At 35.0% G+C, this 21,524-nt stretch carries 13 protein-coding genes; 4 read left to right on the top strand and 9 right to left on the bottom strand.

Translation table 11 applies throughout. From position 1 onward, the window contains the following. Positions 1-70 precede the first annotated feature (70 nt). The 3 genes from DM397_RS12145 to DM397_RS12135 all read right to left on the bottom strand — a co-directional run bounded on the left by DM397_RS12145 (position 71) and on the right by DM397_RS12135 (position 5,018). A complete protein-coding gene (locus DM397_RS12145; protein WP_111377789.1) occupies positions 71-2,152 on the bottom strand; it encodes a protein-disulfide reductase DsbD family protein in 2,082 nt (693 codons plus the stop codon). Further along, positions 2,152-3,462: a tRNA lysidine(34) synthetase TilS gene (tilS, locus tag DM397_RS12140; RefSeq protein WP_111377990.1), complete on the bottom strand. Its 1,311-nt coding sequence runs from the start codon at positions 3,460-3,462 to the stop codon at positions 2,152-2,154. Before tilS ends, DM397_RS12145 begins: the two co-directional genes overlap by 1 nt. A 269-nt stretch (positions 3,463-3,731) precedes the next feature. Next, complete coding sequence (locus tag DM397_RS12135) at positions 3,732-5,018, bottom strand: anthranilate synthase component I family protein (RefSeq protein ID WP_111377788.1); 1,287 nt, start codon at positions 5,016-5,018, stop codon at positions 3,732-3,734. A 300-nt stretch (positions 5,019-5,318) separates the two neighbouring features. Here DM397_RS12135 and DM397_RS12130 point away from each other — a divergent pair, with 300 nt between their 5' ends. Then, positions 5,319-5,693 carry a DoxX family membrane protein gene (locus tag DM397_RS12130; protein ID WP_111377787.1) on the top strand — a complete coding sequence of 125 codons (375 nt, stop codon included), beginning with the start codon at positions 5,319-5,321 and terminating at the stop codon, positions 5,691-5,693. Between the two features lie 58 nt (positions 5,694-5,751). On the opposite strand, the gene DM397_RS12125 is transcribed toward DM397_RS12130, so the two are convergent. From DM397_RS12125 to DM397_RS12115, 3 genes are all read right to left on the bottom strand, one after another. Then, positions 5,752-6,294: a lipocalin family protein gene (locus tag DM397_RS12125; RefSeq protein ID WP_111377786.1), complete on the bottom strand. Its 543-nt coding sequence runs from the start codon at positions 6,292-6,294 to the stop codon at positions 5,752-5,754. Positions 6,295-6,438: 144 nt separating this feature from the next. Beyond that, positions 6,439-7,842 carry a dihydrolipoyl dehydrogenase gene (gene lpdA, locus DM397_RS12120; protein WP_111377785.1) on the bottom strand — a complete coding sequence of 468 codons (1,404 nt, stop codon included), beginning with the start codon at positions 7,840-7,842 and terminating at the stop codon, positions 6,439-6,441. Between the two features lie 384 nt (positions 7,843-8,226). Then, positions 8,227-8,685, bottom strand: a complete 459-nt coding sequence (locus DM397_RS12115; protein ID WP_111377784.1) for an Lrp/AsnC family transcriptional regulator — start codon at positions 8,683-8,685, stop codon at positions 8,227-8,229. 410 nt (positions 8,686-9,095) lie between these two features. On the opposite strand from DM397_RS12115, the gene DM397_RS12110 reads away from it, so the two are divergent. Continuing rightward, positions 9,096-10,319 (top strand): aminotransferase class I/II-fold pyridoxal phosphate-dependent enzyme, encoded by a 1,224-nt coding sequence (locus DM397_RS12110; RefSeq protein WP_111377783.1) that lies wholly within the window; start codon positions 9,096-9,098, stop codon positions 10,317-10,319. A 291-nt stretch (positions 10,320-10,610) separates the two neighbouring features. Continuing rightward, entirely contained in the window at positions 10,611-14,540 is a 3,930-nt protein-coding gene (locus DM397_RS12105) for a starch-binding protein (RefSeq protein ID WP_111377782.1), read from the top strand. 64 nt (positions 14,541-14,604) lie between these two features. Here DM397_RS12105 and DM397_RS12100 read toward each other — a convergent pair whose 3' ends face one another. Next, on the bottom strand, positions 14,605-15,699 hold the full coding sequence (locus tag DM397_RS12100; protein WP_111377781.1) for a DUF695 domain-containing protein: 1,095 nt from the start codon (positions 15,697-15,699) through the stop codon (positions 14,605-14,607). A 234-nt stretch (positions 15,700-15,933) separates the two neighbouring features. On the opposite strand from DM397_RS12100, the gene DM397_RS24105 reads away from it, so the two are divergent. Further along, positions 15,934-16,062: a hypothetical protein gene (locus DM397_RS24105; RefSeq protein ID WP_260677849.1), complete on the top strand. Its 129-nt coding sequence runs from the start codon at positions 15,934-15,936 to the stop codon at positions 16,060-16,062. 168 nt (positions 16,063-16,230) lie between these two features. Here DM397_RS24105 and DM397_RS12090 read toward each other — a convergent pair whose 3' ends face one another. Together DM397_RS12090 and DM397_RS12085 are read right to left on the bottom strand one after the other, a co-directional pair. Then, positions 16,231-18,156 (bottom strand): amino acid permease, encoded by a 1,926-nt coding sequence (locus DM397_RS12090; RefSeq protein WP_111377779.1) that lies wholly within the window; start codon positions 18,154-18,156, stop codon positions 16,231-16,233. A gap of 406 nt (positions 18,157-18,562) precedes the next feature. Beyond that, positions 18,563-21,469, bottom strand: coding sequence for an FAD-binding and (Fe-S)-binding domain-containing protein (locus DM397_RS12085; protein WP_111377778.1), 2,907 nt, complete (start codon positions 21,467-21,469; stop codon positions 18,563-18,565). Between the last annotated feature and the right edge of the window lie 55 nt (positions 21,470-21,524).

Below are 21,524 nucleotides of genomic sequence, written 5' to 3'. Positions count from 1 at the left end.
TATATTTTAGATTTTAGAATGTAGATTTTAGATTTTCTTATCTTGCTTCTACAATCTTTCTTCTATTCTCTTATTTAAAATTCGAAATTCCTTCTTTTAGCCATTGCAAATATTCTTCTGTACTCACATAACTAATTGTTGGCTTTTTACTGTTCAAATTATTCCCTTCTAAATCTGTAATTACATACAAAGGCTGCGTGTTGGTTTTATATTTAGAAATCATAAAATCTGTCCATTTATCTCCAACAGTGATGATTTTATCTCCTGCTTCAGTTGTAAACTGTTCTTCTTTCGGCAATTCACGTTTATCATCAACATAAAGCGAAATCAAAACCACATCATTTTTAAGAATTGGCAAAACTGAAGGATCAGACCAAACGTTGTTTTCCATTTTTCTACAGTTCACGCAAGCATAACCAGTAAAATCAAGCATAATTGGCTTATTGATTTCTTTTGCATACGCTAATCCGTCTTCGTAATCATGAAAAACCATAATTCCGTGAGGGCCTAATTCTGCTCCTTCCGGCATGCCTTTTATAGATTCTGCAGAAACCGCTCCGTTTCCTGAACCCCCTACTCCAAACGGACTTTCGCTATATTGCGGAGGTGGCGGAAATGCACTGATTAATTTTAAAGGAGCTCCCCAAAGTCCAGGAATTAAATACATGGTAAATACAAATGTCAATAATCCTAAATACAATCTTCCAACAGAAATATGATTGGTCGGACTATCGTGAGGCAATGTAATTTTTCCGAATAAATATAAAGTCAAAGCTCCGAAAATGGCAATCCAAATAGCAATAAATACTTCTCTTTCTAAGAAATGCAATTGTAAAACCAAATCGGCATTTGATAAAAATTTGAATGCCAACGCCAGCTCTAAAAATCCTAAAACTACTTTTACAGTATTTAACCATCCTCCAGATTTTGGTAAAGAGTTTAACCATCCTGGGAACATTGCAAATAACATAAACGGAAGCGCTAATGCCAAAGAGAATCCTAACATTCCAACAATTGGAGCAATTCCACCATTTGAAGCGGCTTCAACCAATAAGGTTCCAACAATTGGTCCTGTACAAGAGAATGACACAATTGCCAAAGCCAAAGCCATAAATAATATTCCGATCAAACCGCCTTTATCTGCTTGCTGATCTGCCTTATTTGCCCATGAATTTGGAAGCATAATTTCGAAAGCTCCCAAAAATGAAGTAGCAAAAATGACCAAAATCACAAAGAAAATCAGGTTAAACCAAACATCGGTTGATAAAGCATTTAGAGCATCTGCACCAAATATTTTAGTTACAATAAGACCTAAAATCACATAAATTGCAATGATCGAAAATCCGTAAATAATCGCGTTTCTAATTCCTTTTGCACGGCTTTTACTCTGTTTTGTAAAGAAGCTCACCGTCATTGGAATCATTGGGAAAACGCAAGGCGTTAACAATGCTGCAAATCCTGATAAAAAGGCAATAAAAAAGATTGACCACAAACTTCTTGCAGGTGCCGGTGCAGGAATTTCTTCTTTAGCAGTTTCTACTGTTTTCTCTACTTTTTGCTGTACAGCTTCTTCCTTTTTAACGGTATCAACCGCCAAGCCAGCAACTTTTGTTTCGTCTAATTTTGCCTCAGCTACAACTGGAACCTCATCCATTTTAAAAGTTGAAGGAACTGCAATAGAGAATTTTTTATTTGAATTGATACAAACTTCTTTACAAACCTGAAAATCAAACTCTACATCTACCGTTTTTAAATTTGGGTTTATGATTTTAATTTCTTGTTCAATATGTGCTTTTCCTTCAAAGAAAGTTTCATCTACACCAAAAACGTCATTAAAAGCTGTTCTTGTTTTACCTTCTTTGGCTTTTCCAACCAACTCGTAATTTCCTTTTTGGTTTTTAAACGAAATTTCCAAAGCAAGCGGGCCGCCGTCTGGTGTAAACTGAGAATACATATGCCAGTCTTTTTCGATCGTTCCATCAAAAATCAAAATGACTTTATCTCCTTTTTTCTCCATTTTAGAAGTCCATTTTACTGGTTCTAATATTTGAGCATTACTTGCTAATGCAAAAAAGAAAAAGAGTAAAAAAGCAGTTATTTTATTCCAGATACTTTTCGAAATTATCGACTGATGGGCTTGAGTAAAGTTCATTATTGTAATTCTATTTTTAGTATTTTATTTGTGGCTTTTTCTATTTTAAAACGTTCGTCCTGTCTCATTCCAACTACCCAGACTATTTGATCGTCTGAGCACAAAATCCATGTTTTCTCCTTTTCGATCAAGGATAGTTTTTCATCTTTAAAAAGCTTGCTTACTTTTTTCGATTTTCCATGCATTCCAAAAGGCTGAAAAACATCGCCTTCTTTCCATTTACGCAAAATCAAAGGATAGCGGATTTTATCAGAATCGACAAATATAACTTTATTTGAACCGAATGTTGTGTGACCTACGTTACAAAGACTCATTTTTAAGGGAAAATTAACTTCTGTATCGCTTTCGCCGATTTCATATTCGTCTTTTTCTGATGTTTCAAAAAACGGACTTAAAATGAGTGTTTCTCTATTCTTCAACAATCTAAATTCCTCTGAAAGAACTTGTTTACCCGATTGGCTTTCTATTAAATCATAAATATCATTCCAAGCCGAAAAACCAAATTCTTTCAGCCATTGATACAAATACGATTTATAATTAGGGAGTTTTTTTAGCTGATTTAAATCGAAATGAATATCATCTCCTTCTTCTTTTGCTACTTGCTGATACACCATAATCGATGCATCTTCAACCATTTCTTTTGATTCTTGAAGAAAAGATTGTGTTTTCTGAAAAGCATCCAAAAAATTCGGGTTGATTTCTTTTAAAACAGGAACCAAATTATGGCGGATTTTATTTCTGAGATATTTTGTCGATGCATTACTGCTATCTTCTCTCCATTCTATCTTATTTTCTTCTGCATATTTCAAAATTTCTTCTCTTGAAAAAGGAAGCAACGGACGAATAATTTTATCGTTTTGCTCAGGAATTCCGGTTAAGCCTTCTAGACCTGTTCCGCGAGTTAAGTTGATGATAAAAGTTTCCAGATTATCATCGGCATGATGTGCCGTTAGAATATAATCGAAGTTTTTTTCTTCTAATAATTCATAAAACCAACTATAACGAAGTTCCCTTGCCGCAACTTGCGTAGAGAGTTTATAATCTTTAGCAAAAGCTTCTGTATCAAAATGAGTGGTAAAAATCAGGATATTATTCTGATCGCAATAGTTCTGAATAAATTCCTGATCTCCAAAACTTTCTAGTCCGCGAAGTTGGAAATTGCAATGTAAAACGGCAATTTCATAAGGTAATTGATTCATTAAATGTAACAAAACCATACTGTCTAAACCTCCACTTACAGCCAGAAAAAGCTTTTTTTCGGCTAAAAACGGAAATCTGGATACGATATGATTTTGAAATTTTAAAAACATCTGATAAAAGTAAAAAATTAAATTTGATCTATTTTTAAACGAAATGTTAAGCATTGTTTTTCTGCCACGAATTCACGAATTATTTTTTTATGCTCATGGCGCATATTTTTTTTTACCACAAATTTCCACAAATTATTTTCTTCAACTAATAGCCACAGATTAAAGGATTAAAAAGGATTTAAAAAATCTGCGTAAATCTTTTTTAATCTGAGGCGAAAAAATATGCGTCATGATTAAAAATAATTCGTGAATTCGTGGCGAAAAAAAAATTACTGCAAAACTTCGTGCATTGCTTTTGCTTTCAATAAACATTCTTCATATTCTTTTTCTGGAATTGAAAGTGATGTTATAGCACTTCCAACCGAAAAAGAAACATATTTATTTTCCTGACTATATAAAATGCTTCTGATTACGACATTAAAATCAAAATCGCCTTCAGGCGTAAAATAACCAACCGCACCGCTATATAATCCTCTTTTGGTTTCTTCTATTTTTTCGACAATTTCCATTACTGAAATTTTTGGCGCGCCAGTCATGCTCCCCATAGGAAAAGTCGTTTTCAAAACCTCCACTGCCGAATATTTAGGATCTAATTTTGAAGTAATCGTAGAAATCATCTGATGTACTTGCAAAAACGAATAAATTCCGCAAAGTTCTTCAACCTCAACCGAGCCTTTTTGCGCTGTATGCGATAAATCATTTCGAACCAAATCGGTTATCATGATATTTTCAGCACGTTCTTTGACATCAGAGGCTAAAATATTTTTTGATTTTTCGTCTTCAGCTAAATCAGCAAAACGTTTTGAAGTTCCCTTAATTGGCTGCGAAATAATCTTATCTCCCACTTTTTTCAAATAGCGTTCAGGAGAAGCAGAAAGCAAATATTGTTGGTAATTTTTAAAGAAAACCGAAAAAGGCGCTTGCGAAATCTCATTCAGTTTCAAAAACTTTTCTAATGGATTTATAACGGCATTTTCAGCATAAAATTCCATACAGAAATTGGCTTCGTACATATCCCCAATATGAATATGATGGAGCATTTGATTCACTTTTTCAACATACAATTCTTTCGAAATGCGTTGCTGTATGATTATCGTTTCTTGACTTTCGCCTTTTGACTTTTGACTTTCGATTATCTCATTAAAATCTTCTTCAAGCTCATCATCGCAAAGCATTAAATACTGAATTTCGAGTTCATTTCCTTTTAGTATAAAAACCTTTTTAGGCTGAAAGAAAAACAAATCGGGAAAATGTAAACCATCAAAATTATTAGACTGAAGATTTTCAATATCGTTCTTTAAATCATAAGAAAGATATCCAAAAAGCCAGTCTTTTGTGTTTTGCTGATATTGTTTTAAATCTTCAAAAGCATTATAATAATCTGTTTTTAAAGAGGTAAAAGCATCAACTGCCAAAATGCAGTCAAAACTTGAATACTGCTGCGGATAAGAATTACTGTCTAGAAAAACGACTTCGCGAAATTGCTGCGCCCAACTTAAAAGCTGTTCCTTAAACAGTCTCGGATTGGCAATATTTTTATGGATGGAAACTCTCAAAAATGGTAATTTTAAAGGTCAAAATTACGACAAAATTATTTCATTAGAAGAAAACAAAAAAATATTCAAAATGATTTGGATTACATTGCAAAACTGTTAAAAAGACATTCATTTTATAAGAAAAAATTCGTTATATTTGATATACAATTAGATTAATCCAAAAACAGTATTGATTTGATTATAGAATCCTTAAAAAAGAACCTCAAAAAAAGTTAATTTGTGATTCTCTTTTAGGCTTTTAGATTGCATTTCTTCCAATAACTTAATTAATTTTTTAACCTTAAAAAAATCCTAAGTATTATGAAAATTGCCACAATTATTGTCCGCGTTTTAATTGGCCTTTTGCTACTGTTCGCCTCTATCAGTTATTTTTTCCACCTAATGCCTGAGCCTGAAACTACAGGGAATTTTAAAGCATTTAATGTAGGTTTAATGGCTTCGACGTATTTAATGCCAATGGCAAAATCTATCGAGTTATTGTGTGGTATTGCATTTGTATCTGGGCGTTATGTAACTTTAGCAAACATCTTGATCTTACCGATTACGGTAAATATTTTGTTTATCAATTATTTCCTTACTCCAGATGGTCTGCCAATTGCAGCTCTTCTTTTTCTAGGAAACCTATTCTTGATTTACAGATACTGGGATAATTATAAAAGTGTTTTTACTGCATAAGTATTTTTCAAATCGAAATAAAAAAGTCCGTCAATGTTATCTGACGGACTTTTTATTTTTAATTTACCTTATCGTGTTTTACCCAAACCAAATCGGTTACTATATATCCGATTTCCTGAGCTTTGATAAGAAAATCTGCTTTTACACTTTCCGGAATTGTTTTTTCTCTAGAAAGTATCCACATATATTTTAAGCTTTCACCAGCCACAAGTGCGTATTTGTAATCAGAATCGATTGCTACGACATTGTAACCAGAATAAAAAGGACCAAAAAATGAGACTTTCAGCATACCAATGTTGTCTTTTTTGACAAATCTAGCTTTCCCGACACTTTGTTCCCATTTGTCTTTTTTGACATTATAGCCCTTATTATCGACTTTTATTGTTTTATCTTCATTTAAAGAATACTCGGCCGTTACATTATTGAGATCTTTTTCCCATTTGTAATCCAATCTGGCAATTTCATACCATTTTCCGAGATATTTTTTGCTGTCAAAGTTTGCAACAGCTTGTGCATTTTTGGGAATTCCGCCTCCGCATGAGTACAGCGCGAGTCCAATTCCTGCTCCGATCAAAACCGGTACTACATATTTCGTTTTCATAATCCTATCTTTTTAATTATCATAAAGATAGCACCTGAAATACACATCTAATTTACAAAATTATTTTTGATTATTATATTATACAAAGCATAAAAAAACCGTCTCGTTTTTTAACGAGACGGTTTAAATATCTTTGAACGTAAATTATACGTGTAAAGCTCTATTTTCTGTCGCTGCCAATGCCGCTTCTTTTACCGCTTCCGCGAAAGTTGGATGCGCGTGGCTCATTCTTGAAATATCCTCAGCAGAAGCTTTGAATTCCATTGCAGTAACTGCTTCAGCAATTAAATCTGCTGTACGAGCACCAATCATGTGAACACCTAAAACCTCATCTGTTTTCTCATCAGCCAAGATTTTTACGAATCCGTCTAAGTCAGCACTTGCTCTTGCACGTCCTAAAGCTTTGAATGGGAAACTTCCAGATTTGTATTTTACTCCAGCAGCTTTCAATTGCTCCTCAGTTTGTCCAACTGCAGCAACTTCTGGCCAAGTGTAAACTACACCAGGAATTAAGTTATAATCGATATGTGGTTTTTGACCAGCTAAAATTTCAGCAACCATTACTCCTTCCTCCTCTGCTTTGTGTGCTAACATCGCTCCACGAACAACGTCACCAATTGCATAAATATTTGGAGTACTAGTTTGTAAATGGTCGTTTACTTCAACTTGACCTCTATCTGAAATTTTAACTCCAGCTTTGTCAGCGTTTAATCCGTCTGTATAAGGACGACGACCAACAGAAACTAATGAATAATCTCCTTCTAATGTAATAGTTTCTCCTTTTGCATTTTCAGCCTGAACTACAACAGCATCACCGTTTCTTTCAACCGATTTTACTTTGTGAGAAACGTAAAATTTCATTCCTTGTTTTTTCAATACTTTAGTCAATTCTTTAGAAAGAGCTCCGTCCATTCCAGGAATGATTCTGTCCATGAATTCAACTACAGAAACCTGAGCTCCTAAACGAAGGTAAACTTGTCCAAGCTCGATTCCGATAACACCACCACCGATGATAACTAAATGTTTTGGAACTTCTTTTAAAGCCAACGCTTCAGTAGAAGTGATGATTCTTTCTTTGTCAATTTTGATAAATGGCAAAGAAGATGGTTTTGATCCTGTAGCAATTACAGTATATTTTGCTTCGATAGTTTCAGAAGTTCCGTCAGCTTTTGCAACAGCAATGTGAGTTGCGTCTACGAATGAACCTAAACCATTGAAAACAGTAATTTTATTTTTATCCATTAGGTAGTTAATTCCACCTACAGTTTGATCTACAACAGCTTGTTTGCGTGCGATCATTTTCTCTAAATTGATTTTTACATCTCCAGAAACTTCGATTCCGTGATCTGCAAAATGAGCGATTTCTGAATAATGATGAGAAGAAGATAATAATGCTTTTGAAGGAATACAACCTACGTTAAGGCAAGTTCCGCCTAATGAATTATATTTTTCTACAATTGCAGTTTTGAAACCTAATTGTGCGCAACGAATTGCTGATACATATCCTCCAGGACCTGAACCTATAATGACTACGTCAAATGAACTCATAGTATTTTGTTTTTATTTTAGCGGTTACAAAATTAAGCAATAAAGTTCTGTTTGAGGTTTAATTTTCAATGTTTTTTGTGTGAAATATTAGCCTGTTTTAATCTTGAAGAAGTTAAGATCGTATAAGGATTGCTAAGTTTTGTTTTTAGTCTCGCAAAGACGCAGAGTCGCAAAGTTTTTACTCGTGCAAGAATGAATAGCGTCCAGCTTTAGCTGGATGGTAAATATTGTCAACACTAAAAGGGCTTTAGCCAAACTGTAGTAGATTTGGCTAAAGCCCTTTTCTATCTAAATATAAATCCTCCAGCTGAAGCTGGAGGCAACTTATAAATACTTTGCGACTCTGCGTCTTTGCGAGATTAAAAAACTTAGAACCTTAGCATCTTAGAAAGAAATCACTGTAGAATTCTTCACTTCACTAATCATGAACATACTTTGCGTACTTCCGATATGTTGCAGTGAAGTCAGTTTTGTGACTAAAAATTCTCTATACGCTTCCATATCTTTTACCAGAACTTTTAGAATATAATCGTAATCACCGCTTACATGATGACATTCTAAAACTTCATTGAGTTTGACGACTTCGCTTTCAAATTTGGTTAGAAATTCTTTTGTGTGTTGAATCAGTTTTAGGTGGCAGAAAACCACAAATCCTTTTTCAATTTTAGATTTATCGACTAAGGCTACATAGTTTTTTATTATGCCTTCGCGTTCTAACTTTTTAATTCGTTCGTAAACTGCTGTAACCGAAAGATCAAGTTTTAAGGATAATTCTTTGGTTGTTTTTTTACTATCGGTTTGAAGTAAAACCAGAAGCTTTTTATCTGTAGCGTCTAAAGTCATTTTTAGTTGATGGTTTTTGGTTGATGGTTGATAGTTTATCACAAAAGAAAGAAAATCTATTCAACTGTGCTTTTTACATCAAATTTAGATTAAAAATCAGTACAAATATATTTTTATAGTTTTAAAATCTAATTTTTCATTTTATAGTTGATTAATTTTCTTATTAAACCTTATTTTGGATAGAATTTCTTTTGAAAACGAGTGTCCTAGCCCTGATTGAAGTGGAAAGCCCGGAGTAAAAAAGGCATAAGTTTCTTGTTCTAAAAAAGCGACCAACGGAAGCTCTTTTTAGAACATTAGAAACTTTGCATTTTTTATGAGGACTTGAAACGGAAAGCAGGAAATAGCTTCTAAAAATCAATACAAGGCTCAAAAAACTTGAAACAAATAAAAACTTGAAACTAACTATAATGAAAAACTTCAACCCAGCAGATAAAATTCAAGATTTGCAATATTTTGGTGAATTTGGCGGTGTAAATCCGTCGATTTCTGATTCTTCGACTTATACTTTTCTTTCGGCTAAAACCATGTTTGATACTTTTGAAGGCAATATGGAAGGCTGTTATTTATATTCGCGTCATTCATCTCCAAGCAATTTATACTTAGATCAGGCTTTGGCGGCGATGGAAGGAACGGAAACAGCAAACGTTTCGGCTTCGGGAATGGGAGCGATTACGCCTACTTTATTGCAATTGTGCGGTGCGGGCGATCATATCGTTTCGAGCCGAACGATTTATGGCGGAACTTATGCTTTCTTGAAAAACTTTACACCAAGATTCGGAATTGAAACAAGTTTTGTTGATATTACAAAATTGAATGTTGTTGAAGCTGCGATTACTCCTAAAACTAAAGTTTTGTATTGCGAAACGGTTAGTAACCCTCTTTTGGAAGTTGCCAATATTGCTGGCTTGGCAGAAATTGCTAAAAAGCACAATTTAAAATTAGTTGTCGATAATACGTTTTCGCCATTATCGGTTTCTCCTGCAAAATTGGGTGCTGATATCGTGATTCATAGTTTGACAAAATACATTAACGGAAGTAGCGATACGGTTGGCGGTGTAACTTGCGCTTCTAAAGAATTTATCAATTCTCTGAAAAATGTAAATTCTGGAGCAAGCATGCTTTTAGGTCCAACAATGGACAGTTTGCGTTCTGCAAGTGTGATGAAAAACCTTCGAACACTTCATATTAGAATTAAACAGCACAGCCATAATGCACATTATTTGGCGGATCAGTTTGAAAAAGACGGTTTAAAAACGGTTTATCCGGGATTGAAAAGTCACCCGAGTCATGAATTATATAAAACGATGATTAATCCAGAATATGGTTTTGGCGGAATGCTGACAATTGACGTAGGTTCTTTGCAAAAAGCCAATGAACTAATGGAATTAATGCAAGAACGAAACTTAGGATATCTAGCAGTAAGCTTAGGTTTTTATAAAACATTGTTCAGTGCGCCTGGAACTTCGACTTCTAGTGAGATTCCGTTAGAAGAACAGAAAGAAATGGGATTAACAGATGGCTTAATTCGTTTCTCTATTGGCTTAGATAATGATATCCAACGTACTTATGAAATGATGAAGGCTTGTATGAAAGAGCTTGGAATCTTAAAAAAAGAAACATCACTCTATTAATAAATTTGCACATTTTTTTTAGATTGTTTTGGATCCGCTGGAGATTTTCTCTGAGCGGATTTTTTTATTTGCTAAAAACACTCATTTACAATCATTTAAAATTTATAAATATCAATTTCATATTAAAAAATAACAAATTTTACGATTAATGTTTTTTAACTCATTATTTCTAAAAAAGTTTTAAACACTAAAACGTTGTAGTAATTGAATTTCAAATCATTAGGTATTTTAAGTGTTAATAAAATATACTTTTATCAGAAATTTAACCATTTAACCAACTAAACTAAAATTATGAAGAAAAACCTACTCTTGTTTTATGCCTTGTGCATTCCCCTTGCTTTTCTGCAAGCACAGGTGCATACTTCTTACTTATGGCATCTGCATCAACCGACTTATTGGGGAGATATAAGTAAGAAAAATCCAAATCGATACCAAATCGTAAAAGAATCTCAAGACTTAAAAGTCTCAGGTGCCAATAACGACAAAAACGGATTGGCTCACCCAACAAACAATCTTGAAGAAATTTTTGGAGCAGGCGATCGGGTTGCCGCTTATCAATTTGCACCAAAAAATGCTATTAATTCTATTCGTGATTTAAGCAAAGCTGGCGCACAAATAACCTATGGTGGCTCTTTGATGGAAAACGTTAATGAATTGGCACAAGCAAATCAATGGGGCTATTCGAATTCTTGGACACAGAATATCAAAGACGCAAAAGCTTGGAAAACTTCTGGCGGATTTTCTCGAATGGAAGTAGTTTCTTTTACAATGCATCATGCGCTTTCTCCTTTGTTAAGCGACGAGGCTTTGAAGAAAGAAATAAAAGCGCATCAATATTATAGCGCTCAATTATTTGGAACTCATGATTCTAAAGGATATTGGCCTGCTGAATGTGCTTTTTCTGAAAGAATTATAAAAACTTTAGCTGAATGCGGTATTGAATGGTCTGTAATCGCCAACAGTCATCTATCAAGAACTTTGGCCGACTACCCTATAAAATATGGCTCTGGCGGAAGCATGTGTGATCTTCCAAATAAGGCAGATCAGGTAGAAACTCTTGGAGGAACTTGGTTCTCTGCGCAAAAAGATGCCCGTGGCGGACAGTTTGCCGTACCTTATTCTTATCTTCCCTATAAAGCCAAATATGTTGATCCTGAAACTGCTCAAGAATATAAGATTACTGTAGTTCCAATGGCTGATTATGAAAGTTACGAAGATGGATATGCTACAATAGGCACTTCATTAATTGCTCCAATTGTGGCAAAAGCATCGACTTCACCTCGACCTCCACTGGTATTATTTGCTCATGATGGTGATAATGCTTGGGGCGGTGGATCGTCTTATTACAACGAATCGGTGACGGGATTTTCTCATGCATCGTCTGCTAATGGAAACATTGCAACTACAATTCCACAATATTTATATGACAATCCTGTTCCAGAATCGGCGGTTGTACACGTTGAAGACGGCGCGTGGGTAAACGCAGATGGAGATTTTGGACATCCGCAGTTCACCAATTGGCTTTGGCCTTTCTTTGATCCAGTTACCAAAAAATTCAATCCAAATGGCTGGACTGAAGATATGATGAATCAAGCGATAACAACTGCTGGAGAAAACCACGCAATTATGGCTGAACAATTGGAAGGCAATAATCTTAGAATGAGCGAAATTGTAAATCCGACCTCTGCAGTAAGTCCAGCTGAAAAAGCATGGCACTTTTTAATGGCTGGCTATGACAGTGGAAATGCTTATTATGGGCTAGCTGAAGATTTAGAAATTAAAACCACTCTTGCTGTTAATAGATGCGTGCAATTTGCAAAACCTACTTTAGATGCACATCCAGGAGTTGATGCAACAAAACCATCTGTTTTTATTCCGCAGCGCTGGCCTTATAATCCTGGTGAAAAAGGATATGGAGCGCCTTATGCGTACAAAGATTTCTTAAACTCTGCCGATTTTACCGTATATACTTTTGCTTATGATGTGAGCGGAATTGAAAGGGCAGAATTAAAATATAGAATTGATGTTGACGGAAAAAACAATCTGAATTCCAATCAAAATGAAACTTATGCTGGCGGAGGCGAAGTAGGAAGCTGGATAACATTGTCTATGGCAGAAAGAGTTTTTCCGAAAGGAAATGTTACCAATAATCCGCAAGCTGATTTATACATGCTTCCAGATGTAATTGCAAATCAATATTCTGCTGAAATTGCAGGAATATCAGAAAAATTATTAGACTACTATGTAGAAGTGACTGATAAAAAAGGAAATACCACTAAATCTAAAATTCAACACGTTTGGGTTGGGAAAAACCTTGATGTTGCGCCAAAAATTGCTTTTACACCAGACGCTGGAAATTCGACTACAGCTATAGATGTAACTATTACAGCAACAGACAGCACAGATCCTAAACCAAAATTATATTACACTATTGACGGTTCTACTCCAACGACAGCTTCACCAGTTGTGGAGTCGACAAAAACAATCAACATTACGCAAACTACAACGATTAAAGCTTTTGCTGTTGACAAAGATGGCAATCAATCTGATATTGTAACCAAAACATATACTATTGGAGCACTTCCAGAATTTACGGTTTATTTCAAAAAACCATCTAACTGGAACTCTGCTGTAAAAATTTATTATTGGTCACCAACGGGAACAGCTCCTGCGGTAACTTATCCTGGAGTTGCAATGACTCAAGATTGTGGGGATTGGTATAAATATACGTTCCCATCGACAGTAAGCGCTTCAAATTTATTGTTTAATGATGGTTCACTAAAAACAGGCGATTTAAGTTCAACTGGTGGAATCAAATTTTATGATAACGGTTGGTTAAGCGCTGAACCAGCAAACAGATGCCCTTCTGTTGCACCAGATTTCACATTCTCGCAAGCAGGTGGAAATTTCACTACAGGAACCACTTTAAATCTGACTTTAACAGCAAACGAAAGCACTTCTGTAATTTATTATACTATTGATGGAACAAATCCCACTACAGCTTCTGCTTCTGCGGTGGGTTCAAAAGCAATTACAATAACTAGTACAACGACACTTAAAGCTTTTGTCAAGAATGCTGCGGGAGTTAGTTCTGCCATAAAAACAGAAACCTATACTTTTAGTACTCCTGCTGCTTTTACGGTATATTTTAAGAAACCATCCAATTGGAGTTCTTCAGTTAAAATTTATTATTGGTCGCCAACAGGAACTGCCCCCGCAGTAACTTATCCAGGAGTTGCTATGACGCAAGATTGTGGAGATTGGTATAAATATACTTTTCCGTCAACAGTAAGTGCTTCAAATTTATTATTTAATGATGGAAACCTAAAAACTGGAGATTTAAGTACTACAGCAGGAATTAAATATTACGATTCTGGCTGGCTAAGTGCAGAACCTGCAAACAGATGTCCTGTTATTGCTCCAGATTTTACGAATTCTAAACCAGGAGGAACATTTGCAACTGGAACCACTGTCAATGTTGTTTTAACCGCAAACGAAACTTCTTCTACTCTATATTATACTTTAGACGGTACAACTCCTACTACAAGCTCTGCATCGGCAATTGGCAGTAAATCTTTTGCTTTTACCACTAATACAACTTTAAAGGCTTTTGTTGTCAATACATCTGGAGTTTCATCAGCTGTAAAAACAGAAACTTACACTTTTACTGTAGTTCCAACACTTACAGTATATTTTAAACCTCCAACAACTTGGACTACTGCTCCAAAAGTATATTATTGGAATGCTGTTCCGTCAGGAAGTGTCGCTAATGCTACTTGGCCAGGTGTAACAATGACATCTGATACAAACGGTTTTTACAAATACACCATCACTGGACCAACATCAATCAATCTTATTTTCAACAATGGTTCTAGCGGTTCTGCAAATCAAACTGCAGATCTATTAAGTAAAACTGATGGCTACTCGTACACATGGGGAGCAAGTACAGCAAAAACGGCAATTAATGTAGCTACTAAAGAAGAAGCGCAGGAAACCTATGCTGTTCGTTTATACCCTAATCCGGTAGATCAGACACTTCTTGTAAATTCAACTGTTGCAATAAGCAATTACACTATTATTTCTGCACAAGGAAGTATTGTTCAGGAAGGGAAATCGAATACAAGCAGTATTGATGTAAGCCGTCTAAGCTCTGGATTATATTTTATTACCATCCGTTTAGAAAATGGTGCAGAAACAATGCAAAAGATTGTAAAAAAATAAATCTATTAAATTATTATTTCAATAAAAAAGCCGTTCTGAATAATTCCAGAACGGCTTTTGCAATTTATCTCGGCTCAAAATGTCTAAACGACTGCCAGTATTTGTCTTTATAAATTTCGTAACTTATTTCAAAAACACCATTGTATTTTTTAATTAACTCGTCAGCAATTTTGGCAGGTTTTCTAAAGTCCTTGCAAGCAAAAAAGATTTCTCTTTTATTGTTTGCGGTTTCTCTTCCGATATTTAAATAACCTTCAGAATCCGGCAAACTATAGATGATTTCTTCTTCGATTTCCTCTAACAGCTTGTATGTCTTTTCATCTGGCAATCCGCCGTTGTCACAGTCATCAAAAGGAATTCCTAGTATAAAAACCCAAGGATGAGACGCTTTTTTATCCCACTCAATAATTGTGGTATTGATCAAAGCCAAAACGATTGAACCATCTTGCTTTTTACCTTCAAAATTGGCATAACTGTCATTCTCTGTATGATGTCGTGTCCCTTCGTATTTCTCAACAAATTCCTTCTCTCTCCAAATTAAATAATCTTTTAATTTTTCTATCGGAATTAATTCTTCAGAAACATTTTCTGGACCTGTAACAACCAAATTATCAATTAAAGTTACAGAATGCAGTTCTCCCAAATAATTATCTAGAAAAATATACACTCCGTTAGCTATATTAGACTTTTTCTCTTCAACAAAGTGATCATAAACAATTACCAGATCTATTTCGTCTGGATACCCCTCATGAATGCGAGGATAAAATTTCAGGTTTTCTTTACTGAACTCAAAATCCTGATACGTAATACCTATATTGTTGATATCTGAGGCTGGTTTGAGAGCTGTAAATTTCCAGCCTTCAATTTTAGGAGCGTTAGCAACTAATTCTTCAATTGCGTAAATGTTTCTAATTGCTCCATCTGGCGTTAAAACTAATTCAGCTGTCTGATCATCAAACATTCCAGTAAGAAAATAGATTCCTTCGTGAATCTCATCCAGTTTTGGAGCTAGTTTATCAAAAAAACCTTGGTGTATATTTTCTCCGCTTTGAACGGTTTTAAAAAACGCTTTTTCATTTCCTGAAAACCAATTCCAGAAATCACTATAAGATTGTATTGGCGCTTCTTTTTTGCCCAATATTTTATCTAGAAAACCCATGTATTACTAATTAAATTTAAAATTTCACTAGAAACAAACTTAAGGAAAAGCGTTTTTAAAACATAGGAATATTTCTATGAAATATTAAAAATGCAAAAAGCCGTTCTGAAGTACTCAGAACGGCTTTTATATATAATTTTCAACTTTTCTCAAATAAAATTTAACAAAATTCGAACCAAAAAGAGTGCATAGAAAATAACTAAAATAAACAAGAATATTCTAATAAATCTTTTTTTGTATGAAAGCACTTTATTCATAAAAAGTGCAATTACAGCAGCTATAAAAGCAAAAAGTAAAGGAAAAGAAATTACAATTCCGAACAAAACACTTACAATTAATCCAACACTATTAGCTTCACTATAACTACCATTTAAATTATAAGCTCCAGTTTTTTGTGTTTGGAAAATCAATCCAATTATATCTAATATTAACAGGACGGCAAATATTGAGAATAGTTTTTTATTCGAGATATTTTTCAAATGATTTTAATATTAAGTGTAGAAATAAATGTCTAAGTCTTTAAAAAAACTTCTAAATAGTATTCAGCTTACTGTTTTTTCTACTGTAAGTAAAGTAAATCAGCAACCCAATAATTAACCAAATTGTAAAATAAATCCAGTTCCAAACGCTTAATTCGGCCATCATATAAAGACAGCAGATTAATCCTAAAAGCGGAATTAAAGACAGATTTTTTCTAAAAGCCCAAACAGCTAATCCAACTAAAACAAACAAGAATATCCACATCGGAATTTTGTGTTTGAATAAGCTAAATCCTGATTCATATTTTGCAGAATCAGCAATTGGAAGGCCTTTTACCACCTCAACATATTTGGCTTCATCATCTTGATATTGTCCTAATAAATGTTCTAAATCTGAGGTTTCGGCTGTTTTATTGTTTACTTCTATACTTTCCAAATATTTAAAAACCTGCTCAGATTCTGATTTATCTAAAGAAGTAACAATTGAAGTTGCATCATAAATCTGAGGATCGTTATTGATAAACGCCATTGTCGCTTTGTTGTTGAAAGCAAAAGCATAATACAATCCCGCAATCATTAATACTGGCAAAATGAATTTTGAATTGATATAAGGTGTTTTAAATTTCCCTCTCGGAATTTCAGGTTTATTCTGCAATACTAAAACTCCTGCGCAAACCAATACAAAGGCAAATAAAGTCCCGATACTACATAAATCGGTTACCATTGTTAAATTCAAAAATAAAGCTGGAATTGCTACTACGAATCCTGTTACGATTGTAGCGAAAGAAGGTGTTTTGAATTTTGGGTGAACAGTAGAGAATTTCTTTGGCAATAAACCATCACGGCTCATACTCATCCAGATACGTGGCTGTCCCATTTGGAAAACCAATAAAACGCTCGCCATAGCCACTACTGCACTCACAGCAATAATTCCAGACATCCATTTCAAGTCTAATTTATCGAATACAAATGCAAGGGGATCGCCCACATTCAATTCGTGATACTGTACCATTCCTGTTAAAACTAAAGCAATAGCAATGTATAAAAGTGTACAAATAATAATGGCCCACATCATGCCACGTGGTAAATCTCTCTGAGGATTTTTACATTCTTCAGCAGTTGTTGAAATAGCATCAAAACCAATATAAGCAAAGAATACAGCCGAAACTCCTTTTAAAACACCACTAACACCATTTGGCGCAAACGGATCCCAGTTTGCTGTATCTACATAAAAAACACCAACTGCAATAACTAAAAGAACCACGCAAAGTTTTACCACAACCATTAAGTTACTAGCATTACGAGATTCTTTCATTCCTCTGTAAACCAAAGCTGTAATCAAAATAATAATAAATAAAGCTGGTATATCAGTAACAAAATGAAAAGATCCTATTGTTGGAGCTGTCGCCCATGCTGTATGAGCCTGTTGTAAAGCAACACTTAAATTTTCGAATGATTTTCCGCCACGCATTAAAGCTTCGGCATCTTTAAATCCGTTTGAAGCAGTTAAGTAATCCATCTGAATCCATTGCGGCAAATGAATTCCGCCACTCTGGAGAAGTCCCGTAAAATAATCACTCCACGATATGGCAACGGTTATATTTCCAACGGCATATTCCATGATCAAAGCCCAACCGATAATCCAGGCAATTAATTCTCCAAAAGCTACATAAGAGTACGTGTAAGCACTTCCTGAAACTGGAACCATAGAAGCAAATTCTGCGTAAGCAAAAGCAGCAAAACTACACGCCAAAGCAGTAAATAAGAATAAGAAAATTACAGCTGGACCACCATCTGCACTGGCTTTTCCGATGGTACTAAAAATTCCCGCTCCAACAATCGCCGCTATTCCAAAAGCCGTTAAATCCCTAGTTGTCAAATGTTTCCCTAAGGCATTATGACCGTCTGTTTCGTTCTGTGCAACCTGCTTCAGAATATCCTGTACTGTTTTCTTTCGGAATAAACTTGAAAATGCCATATAATGTTTTACTGTTATAAATTAATTTAATTCAATTCTTTTTGTTTTATTTTGCAAATAATGCAAAAATTATCTTGATTTCAAATATATAAAACGATTTTGTTTTCGATGAAGTTTTTTTTGCCACGAATTACGCTAATTTCTCGAATTATTTTTTTCTGCCACAGATTAAAATGATTAACACAGATTTTTTTTAAATATTTATTTCACGCAGATTTAAAAAGATTTAAGCTGATGTTCGCAGATTATTTTTTAATAAAAATCTAAATTAAATCTGCTCAATCTGCCAAATCTGCGCGAAACAAAATCATTCTAATCTTAATAATCTGTGGCTAAACGTAAAATAAAAAATCCGTATTAATCCGCGTTTTCACGAAGTGAATCCGTTTCATCAGCGTGCCATTTCTCAACGCAAACAGTTTCTCAAAATACTAACCGGATGTTGCGCCTCGCGTTTTGTTCCGTCATAAATTTGATGACGACAGCTCGTTCCTGCAGCGGCGATTTTTACGTTTTCAGACGTATTACGCACTTTTGGGAAAAGCGTATCCTCTCCCATTTGCATACTTACCTGATAATGTTCTTTTTCGTATCCAAACGAACCCGCCATTCCGCAACAGCCCGAATTGTAAATTGTAACTGTGTTATTTTTAGGAAGATTCAGCATCGCAAAAGTCGCTTCAACCGAACTCAAAGATTTCTGGTGGCAATGTCCGTGAATTTTAATTTCTTTGGTTTCTTCTGAGAATGAATCCGAAGTGATTTTACCGTCTATGATTTCTTTTTTGAAGAATTCTTCAATCGTAAAAGCATTTTGCGAAATACGTTCTGCATTTTCTTTATCCGATGCCAATCGCAAATATTCATCCCTAAAAGTCAAAATCGCCGAAGGTTCAATTCCGATTAAAGGCGTATTGCTTGAAATTAAATCCTTGAAAATATTGACATTGATATCCGTGATCTTTTTAGCTTCTTCCAAAAATCCTTTTGAAAGATACGTTCTACCACTTTCTTCATGATCTACAACCAAAACCTGATAACCTAATTTCGTCAATAATTCAAAAGCATCAATTCCGATATTTACATCATAGTAATTCGTAAATTCATCCACAAACAGATACAATTTCCCATTTGGAAAATCTGATAAAGCAGGTTTATTGTTTTGATACCATTTTCTAAAAGTCTTTTTCGCCAATAACGGAACTTGTCTTTCTGGCGCAATTCCCACTGTTTTTTTTACCAAAGACTGATTCGAAATAAAATTCGTAATCGCAGGGAATTTGCTTCCCATTTTGTTCAATTTTGCATTGTTGGCAAAAATCTTATTTCTAGTCGAGAAACCGTTTGCTTTTTGATATTGATACAAAAATTCGGCTTTTAGAGTGGCAACGTCAACATTACTCGGACATTCGCTCGCGCACGCTTTACAGCTTACACACAACTCAAAAACTTCATATAATTCTTTCTGGTCAAATTTGTTTTCTTTTTCAGAATAGGTCAAATATTCGCGTAAAGCGTTTGCTCTTGCACGAGTTGTTTCTTTCTCGTTTCTAGTCGCACGATAACTTGGACACATCGCTCCGCCTGCCGATGGCATTTTTCTACAATCGCCAGAACCGTTGCATTTTTCAGCTGCACGCAAAATCCCCAAACTATCTGAAAAATCCTGAAACGTTTTAATATCTGGTTCTACTCTACCCGAAACTACACGATGATTTTCGTCCATTTTCAAGGCGTTAACAATCTTCCCGATATTTAAAACCGAATTCGGGTCAAACGCCAATTTGATTCTTTTCAGCAATTCGTAATTTTTATCACCAATCATAAACGGAATAAACTCTCCGCGCACAATTCCGTCGCCGTGTTCACCGCTTAACGAGCCTCTATATTTTTTTACCAAATGCGCTACTTCTGTCGCTATGGTTCTAAATAATTTTAGATCTTCCGTTTTCTTCAAATTCAAAACCGGACGCAAGTGCAATTCTCCCGCACCCGCATGCGCATAATAAATCGCTTCCTGTCCGTGACGCAACATCATTGCAGAAAACTCCGCAATATAAGCTGGCAAATCGCTTAATTCTACCGCTGTATCTTCAATCGAATCGGCTGCTTTGTCGTCGCCTACAATACTTCCTAAAAGTCCAAGACCCGCTTTTCTCAATTCATTGGCTTTGTCAATATCAGCTCCAAATAATTTAACGCTAGCATATCCAAAATTATGTTTCTCTAAATCGGCAATTAAAGCGTTTGCTTGATTTTCTGCATCTTCAAGATTATGCGAAGCCACTTCAAAAAGCATAATCGCTTTTGGTTCGCCAACCAAAAAGAAACGATTTTTAATATGTTCACGATTGGTTTTGGTACAATCCAAAATCGTGTCGTCGATCATTTCGCAAGTGTATAAATGATGTTTCATTGCTACGACAACAGATTCCAAAGATTCCTGAATCGTATGATAATGCGCCACAACCATAATACTGTGAGGTGGCGGCAAATCGTCAACTTTTAAAGTAATTTCGGTTGTAAAGGCCAAAGTTCCTTCACTTCCGCAAAGCAGTTTCCCTAGATTTATTGTAGGTTCAATTCCGCCAAATAATTCTGATTTTAACAGAATATCAACTGCATAACCTGTATTTCGTCTGTGAATTTCTGGTTTCGGAAACTCTTTTATAATTTCTTCCTGAGCTTCTTTTATAGTAAGCTCGTCGTAAATCGTTTTGTAAATTTTATTTTCTAAAGTATCGCCTTTGGTTTTCTCTATAAATTCGGCCGAAGTCAATTCGCCAAAAGCCACTTCAGTTCCGTCACTCAAAATCGCTTTTACCTCAGCAATTTTATCGCGCGTAACGCCATAACGAATCGAAGTGGTTCCAGACGAATTATTTCCTACCATTCCGCCAATCATGGCGCGGTTTGAAGTTGATGTAATTGGAGCAAAAAATACTCCGTAAGGTTTCAAAAATAAATTCAATTCATCGCGAATTACGCCAGGCTGAACCGTAACCGTTTTTTTCTCAGCATCGTAACCTAATATTTTGGTAAAATGTTTCGAAACATCTACCACAAGTCCGTCTCCTACTGCTTGTCCCGCAAGTGAAGTTCCTGCTGTTCTTGGCGTAATCGAAATATTATGTTCTCCCGCAAAGCGAATTAACTTGCTAATATCGGCCGTAGATTTAGGCAAAGCCACTGCATTTGGCCGAATCCGATACACCGACGCATCTGTCGAATAAAGTGTTTTATGAAGATCATCGTATAAAAGTGTGCCTTCGAGTTCGCTGGCTAATTGCTCTAAATCGTTAAGTAGTAACATTTTTTCTGAATATGATTTCACAAAAATACTTATTTTTTTAGGTTCTGAGGTTCTA

This window comes from Flavobacterium nitrogenifigens (assembly GCF_003254565.1).
GTDB classification, from domain to species: Bacteria; Bacteroidota; Bacteroidia; order Flavobacteriales; family Flavobacteriaceae; genus Flavobacterium; species Flavobacterium nitrogenifigens.
This window is presented reverse-complemented; position numbering and strand designations above follow the sequence as displayed.